This is a genomic window from Porcipelethomonas sp., assembly GCF_051893655.1.
Classification (GTDB): domain Bacteria; phylum Bacillota; class Clostridia; order Oscillospirales; family Ruminococcaceae; genus Porcipelethomonas.
Genome location: NZ_JBJFHN010000137.1, coordinates 1 through 6,212, shown reverse-complemented (window position 1 = coordinate 6,212; position 6,212 = coordinate 1). Strand labels below are relative to the sequence as shown.

The following is a 6,212-nucleotide window of genomic DNA, read 5'->3' as shown; positions in this document are numbered from 1 at the left end:
TGTGTTCCTCCTTTTTGGATTCAGTCGAGGTGTCCTTGACTGTGATTATATTATAGCATATTGCCCCCGATATACCAAGTGGCATAATACACAAATATGTACCCGATATATTGTATAAAATGTATATTGTACCCGATACAGAAATGTGATATAATATAATAAGGGAAAGAGGGTGTATACATGGCTCCGGCAAGTAAGGCACAGCAAAAGGCAGTAGCAAAATATATGAAAAACAATTATGATGAATTAAAGGTACGAGTACCAAAAGGCAAAAAAGAAATAATAAAAACTGCTGCTGAAAATCAGGGCAAGTCGGTAAACGGCTTTATCAACGAGGCTATTGACGAAAAAATAAACAGGGAGGAACAGTAACGATGCCTGAAATAAGTTTATTTTATGGAATAAGAGTTACAATGTATTATGCAGACCATTACCCACCGCATTTTCATGCAGAATACGCAGGAAGAAAAGCTATGATTGACATTTTAAACGGTACGGTTATAAGAGGCAGTCTGCCGAACAAGCAAATAAAACTGATTCTGGCATGGTGCGAAATCCACAGAGATGAACTCATGCAGAACTGGGAGCTTTCCAAACAGAATCAGCCATTAAACCGCATAAATCCACTGATTTAAGAAAGGAGCGTTTTTATGCAGGAAGATATGTTTCCCTCTGTTGTTCAGGCAGTAGCCGGAGAGAATTTCACAGTTTACGCATATATGCTTGACGGTACGGTCAGAAAAGTTCCGGTAAAGCCGCTTATTGAACAGGGCGGCGTGTGGGAACGGCTGAAAGACCCTGATTTCTTTCACAATGCCCTTACTGTTCTTAATGATACCGTTGCATGGGATTTGTCCGGACACTTAGACCCGTCCGACTGCATTGACATTGACCCTTTCACAATTGCCGAATGTGAATCAGTTGCAGACCCTATTAAGGTGGCTTGATGATTTTTAAATACGGCATTTGACAACCATAAAGAAATATGATATTATATTGATAGGTTAAAGGACATTGGGGTTTACTCCTCTGTTCGTAAGATTGTAAAAGAAAGTCGTTATTTATAGCGGCTTTCGCTTTTTATGGGGTCGGACTGCATTCCGGCTTCTTAACTGCCAGCCTGGTGACATTATGGAGTATGTGGAGGAAGAGGAATGAAGATATATACAATAATAGGCGGTGTCAATGGTGTGGGAAAGAGCAGTCTTACCGGAGTGTTAGCCGCTGAGAGCAACGATTTAGGCGCTATAATTGATACTGACAAAATAACTGCATCACTGGGCGGTGATAAAATCAAAGGCGGTAAAGCGGCGATAGAGCGCATTAACAGCAGTCTTGAAAAAGGTATCAACTTTACTCAGGAAACAACCCTTTCCGGTTCTCGAACCCTTAAAACCATTAAGAGGGCAAGAGAGCTTGACTACTTCATACGGCTTTATTATGTCGGTGTCAGTTCCGCTGATGAAAGTATCAAGCGTATAAAAAACCGTGTTGAAAAGGGCGGTCACGATATACCGGAACAAGACGTAAAGCGCAGATACGGCAAACGCTTTGAGGATTTGTCAAACATTCTCCCCTATTGCAATGAAGTCAGATTCTATGACAATGAGAACGGCTTTGCAGAAAAAGCTGAATACAAAAACGGCAGATTGATATTTAAAAGCAATGTTATTCCGGAGTGGATAAAGGAACTTGAATTGTATCTGAATAGTAATAAATAAAAGAATGGGGGTCGGACTGCATTCCGGCTTCTTAAACGGGGGGTGATTTGCTATGACAAAACCGAATAAAAAAGCTGCAGCTGCAAATGTCATAATTACAATATTGATTTTAATTGCATGGCTTTGCCGCATACCAGGGCTCAGCGGAAGTTACTCAAATGTAATGGGGCTCTTCCGATCTCTCATCTATATCGGCATATATATTGCCTGGGGAGTTTCTGTCAAAAACCGTGTTATGCAGAAGCAAGTGTGCAAATATCTGATTGCTATTGCTTCATTGATGATATTATGGTTCTTGATTCGGACAATAAAGTTCCACTTTATTTCCGATACCGTTCAGTTTGGAATAAAACGCTATCTTTGGTATCTGTATTATCTGCCTATGCTTTTTATCCCGATGTTTGCAATGTTGATTGCATTGTCCATAGGCAAATCAGAGAATTACCAACTCCCGAAACGAACAAAGTTTCTTTATGTTCCGTTCGCTGTTCTTTTTATACTGGTTATGACCAACGACCTGCATCAGCTTGTGTTCACTTTTCCGAAAAATGCAGCGGTGTGGGGAGATGGGGACTATGATTACGCAGTCGGTTATTATCTTGTCGTTGCACTGTCCCTCCTGTGCGCTGTGGCAACACTTTCTGTTATGTACATAAAATGCAGGACTCCGGGCGGACATCGGCAGATATGGCTGCCTTGCATACCGATCTTTATACAACTTGTCTATATGGTACTCTACAATCTGCGGATAGACTGGCTGATTTTTCTGTTCGGAGATATGACGGCTGTAAACTGTCTGCTTTATATGGCAGTATTTGAAATCTGTATCCGGTGCGGATTCATTCAGTCCAATACCCATTATCGTGAACTGTTTGACGCAGCCGCAATAGGGGTACAGATTACAGATGAAGAATATAACGTCTGTTTTTCCTCCCGTAAAACAAAGCAGGTTGACACAGAACTGCTTCGTCAGGCAAAAAAAGCTCCTGTTATGTTGGAAAACGGATTACGGCTTTCAGAAGCGCCGATTCATGGCGGTCATGTTTTCTGGACAGAGGATATGACACCGCTTCTTAAGGTGTTAAAGGAACTGAAAGAAACAAAAAAAGAACTTGAAGACGACAACGTTATTCTTGAGGAGGAGAATGCGGTCAAGACACGGAAAGCACGGATTGCCGAACAGACTCGTCTTTATAACGTGATACAGCAGGATACGGCACGGCAGATACATCTGATGGACACTCTTATCAAACAGGTGGAAAAAGCCAAAAGTGAGAAAAATATCAAACACATTCTCAAACAGATGCTTGTTATCGGAGCTTATCTGAAGAGGCGCAGCAACCTGGTTTTTTTGTCGAATAAAACGCCCGTACTCGACGCAAGAGAGCTTTCCCTGACATTTGGGGAGTCTTTGGACAATCTGGAAATGTACGGTGTGGCATGTGGATTCCATTCGGAGCTGACAGAACCCATATTGGCAGTGCATATCATGGCCATGTATGATTTTTTTGAAGAGATCGTGGAACATTCTTTGGACGATATGAACAGCCTGACGGTTTACGCCGGGAAAATTGACAAAGTCCTTTTTCTCATCATAAATACTGATTCCGCCTGCGATTTTTCCTGTCTTGCCTCCGATACAGTCACAGCACTGCGGGATGAGGATGGAGAATGGCAGCTGACATTAAGGCTCGGAGGTGAAGTGCTGTGAGCAGACTCAGGCGGAATGCTGTCAAAGAAGCCTTCGACAATCTGCCAAGCGGCATATGTTTCTTTGATAAAAACGGCATTGTGACCTTGTGTAATTATCAGATGCACCGGTTTGTCTTTGCCTTGACAGGCAGGGATCTGCAGAGCCTGCCTGAATTGCAGGAAGCATTAAGAAACAGTGACACAGCAAAAGATAATGAGTATATTCTAGAGGACGGCAGTGTATGGCGGTTTTCACAAGAGTATGTGGTCATACGCAATGGCACAATCTATACGCAGGTCACGGCTTCTGATGTTACCAGATTATACAAGAACAAAAAAGAATTGGAGGACGACAATATTCGTCTGAGGGAATATGGCAGGCGTATGCGCATTTTGTCAGCAAACATTAATGAACTGATACGTGAAGAAGAAATTCTGAATATGAAAATGCGTGTTCACGATGACATAGGCAGAAGTATCATTGCCACAAGACAGTTTTTGCAGCAGAACAAACCAATGGAAGAATTAAATCTGACAGCATGGAAAAATGCTGTTCGTCTGCTGAAGAACGATAATGAATCCTCAGAAGAACAGGATGCCATTTCCAGTCTGACAAACGCTGCGAATGACATTGGCATACGGATATTATTGGACGGCGAACTTCCTGAAAATTCCGATGCCGTCGAAATTATCATTGATGCAATACGGGAATGCATGACGAATGCCGTTCGCCATGCAGGTGCAAAAGAACTGTATGTTCATCTGACTGATGATAAAAATTCTGTTTCGGCGGTTATTACCAATGATGGAACTGTACCGGAAAGAAAAGTCGTTTTTGGGGGAGGACTGGCATCCCTGAATTTTCGGGTAAGGAATTGCGGCGGAACAATGGAAGTAAAGGATCAGCCAAGATTTGAACTGACGGTGTCCGTCCCCGCCGGATCGGAGGAAATCACATGAGAAACGTATTGATTGTGGAAGACCAGCGTATGATATGGGAAACAATCGAAAACTATATCAGACAAACGGACGGCTATAACCTTGTCGGTTCTCTTGCCAGTGCCGGTCTTGCAGAGGACTTTTGTATGTTACACTGCGTGGATCTGGTATTAATGGATGTCTGTACAGAAAACGACGAAAGCGGATTTGAAGCGACAAAAGCTTTAAAAATGCGTTTCCCGAAAATCAAGGTAATTGTTGTTACCTCTATGCTGGATGTTGGCTACTTAAACCGTGCCAGAGAGGTTGGTGCGGACAGTATTTATTTTAAGGACGTCAGTCAGGATAAATTGATGCATGTGGTGGAACGAACCATGAACGGAGAATCCGTCTATCCTGACAGAACGCCGGAAGTCATGGTCGGAAATGCTTCCTGCTATGAATTTACCGAGGCGGAGATCCGAGTACTGCGTCTGTTGGTGGAAGGCATGACCTATAAGCAGATGGCGGAAACACTCGACGTATCATCTGACTGCATCAAGGCGCATATCAGCAGTATGCTTTCCAAAACAGGCTACACCTCCAAGACTAAGCTTGCCGCTATGGTCATGAGCAAGCGGCTTATTGTAAACGGTTTTTGAAAATTGTCTGTTATACTAATGCCCGATTCGTATGATCGGGTATTTTTTTTTGAAAAAATTGTAGATATTACCCATTTGGGTAATGCACTCCTGTTTATAAAAATGTATAATAAAGACAAAGGAATTGAAATCTATACTTTCGGGAAAGGAGAAAAAGATGCGTCGAGTCGTAGTAAATATGCCAAACTATCTCTTTGCTGATGCGATGGCTTGTGAAAAATGGAGAGCTTACTGACTGAGAACTGGGAGATGTAAATAATGACGGTGCTATAAATGCTTTTGATTAATACCTTATGAAACGTATGCTGATTGCAGAATTGACACATACGTTGACATAACGAGTTTTTTACAAGTTCAGATGAAACAGGAGGAAAATACTATGGCGAAAGAAATATGCAAACATTGTGGAAAGGAAATCGGGTTCACATCTCAGGTTAAACTGGTTGACGGGGCGTTTATCTGCCGTGACTGCTATAAGCTGGCAGGCAATGTTTTTCACAACATGACATCAGGTTATACAGCATACGAACAGTTGCTGCGAGAACAGGAGCGAAACCATGAGATCTATGAGAAAATTTTGAAAGGACAGAAGAAATCCGAAATGTTCGGTGCAACCAGTGCATGGTATCTTTACTGCTATGCCGGCAGCGGTCTGATGTATTTCAAAACGGAACGAGGCGGCTTCGTAGGAATTGGTTCTGATAAGATTTACAACATTTATCGCTATGCCGACCTTGCCAATTATGAACTTATGGAAGGCAACTCCTCGCTTGACCACAGAATGGAAAACGGCAAAGAGTATATCTGTCTCACATTTAACGGCGATTATGCTGTCCGTGAGATTTATATGCCGGGCAATCAGAGCTTATATAAAAAGCTGTCGAAATATTTCAATGAATGCTTCGGACTGACTGTGACCAAAGGCATCGGCAGTTTCCGAAAAAATCTGCAGCGCCAACAGCAGGATGCAATGGCAGCAGCATCCATTGCGGACAGCTTCAAGAGTGTGCTCAACGGCGGCGATAAAGCATCAGCAGCGGAGAATATTACTGCCAGTGCACAGTTTGTCCTGCAGGGTGACCGAACGAAATGGATCGAAAAAACACAGCAGGCTCTTTCCGGCGCAGGAATTGAGTGGAACGTATAATATTAAATGGAGGGCATTAGCGTGAAAGAAACAATCAATGCACCGCCAAACAGGCGCAACAACAAGGCCCAG

The 6,212-nt window shown here is 42.7% G+C and carries 8 protein-coding genes; all 8 read left to right on the top strand.

The window, feature by feature from the left end:
* Positions 1–180: 180 nt before the first annotated feature.
* Positions 181–372: a type II toxin -antitoxin system TacA 1-like antitoxin gene (locus tag ACI4WO_RS08460; protein WP_439807123.1), complete on the top strand. Its 192-nt coding sequence runs from the start codon at positions 181–183 to the stop codon at positions 370–372.
* Positions 373–374: 2 nt separating this feature from the next.
* On the top strand, positions 375–635 hold the full coding sequence (locus ACI4WO_RS08455) for a DUF4160 domain-containing protein (RefSeq protein ID WP_439807122.1): 261 nt from the start codon (positions 375–377) through the stop codon (positions 633–635).
* A gap of 15 nt (positions 636–650) precedes the next feature.
* Positions 651–947, top strand: coding sequence for a DUF2442 domain-containing protein (locus tag ACI4WO_RS08450; protein ID WP_439807121.1), 297 nt, complete (start codon positions 651–653; stop codon positions 945–947).
* A 207-nt stretch (positions 948–1,154) separates the two neighbouring features.
* Entirely contained in the window at positions 1,155–1,721 is a 567-nt protein-coding gene (locus ACI4WO_RS08445) for a hypothetical protein (protein ID WP_439807120.1), read from the top strand.
* A gap of 52 nt (positions 1,722–1,773) precedes the next feature.
* Positions 1,774–3,432 carry a histidine kinase N-terminal 7TM domain-containing protein gene (locus ACI4WO_RS08440; RefSeq protein ID WP_439807119.1) on the top strand — a complete coding sequence of 553 codons (1,659 nt, stop codon included), beginning with the start codon at positions 1,774–1,776 and terminating at the stop codon, positions 3,430–3,432.
* The gene (locus ACI4WO_RS08435; RefSeq protein WP_439807118.1) at positions 3,429–4,373 is read left to right on the top strand and encodes a sensor histidine kinase; all 945 of its coding nucleotides are present in this window, start codon (positions 3,429–3,431) and stop codon (positions 4,371–4,373) included. The genes ACI4WO_RS08440 and ACI4WO_RS08435 overlap by 4 nt, the downstream gene beginning before the upstream one ends.
* Complete coding sequence (locus tag ACI4WO_RS08430) at positions 4,370–4,993, top strand: response regulator transcription factor (RefSeq protein ID WP_439807117.1); 624 nt, start codon at positions 4,370–4,372, stop codon at positions 4,991–4,993. The genes ACI4WO_RS08435 and ACI4WO_RS08430 overlap by 4 nt, the downstream gene beginning before the upstream one ends.
* Positions 4,994–5,372: 379 nt before the next feature.
* Positions 5,373–6,140: a hypothetical protein gene (locus tag ACI4WO_RS08425; RefSeq protein WP_439807116.1), complete on the top strand. Its 768-nt coding sequence runs from the start codon at positions 5,373–5,375 to the stop codon at positions 6,138–6,140.
* Positions 6,141–6,212 lie beyond the last annotated feature (72 nt).

Bases quoted from the DNA above. Each gene is read 5' to 3' on its own strand.
- ACI4WO_RS08460 (WP_439807123.1), top strand. From the start codon at position 181: ATGGCTCCGGCAAGTAAGGCACAGCAAAAGGCAGTAGCAAAATATATG.
- ACI4WO_RS08455 (WP_439807122.1), top strand. From the start codon at position 375: ATGCCTGAAATAAGTTTATTTTATGGAATAAGAGTTACAATGTATTAT.
- ACI4WO_RS08450 (WP_439807121.1), top strand. From the start codon at position 651: ATGCAGGAAGATATGTTTCCCTCTGTTGTTCAGGCAGTAGCCGGAGAG.
- ACI4WO_RS08445 (WP_439807120.1), top strand. From the start codon at position 1,155: ATGAAGATATATACAATAATAGGCGGTGTCAATGGTGTGGGAAAGAGC.
- ACI4WO_RS08440 (WP_439807119.1), top strand. From the start codon at position 1,774: ATGACAAAACCGAATAAAAAAGCTGCAGCTGCAAATGTCATAATTACA.
- ACI4WO_RS08430 (WP_439807117.1), top strand. From the start codon at position 4,370: ATGAGAAACGTATTGATTGTGGAAGACCAGCGTATGATATGGGAAACA.
- ACI4WO_RS08425 (WP_439807116.1), top strand. From the start codon at position 5,373: ATGGCGAAAGAAATATGCAAACATTGTGGAAAGGAAATCGGGTTCACA.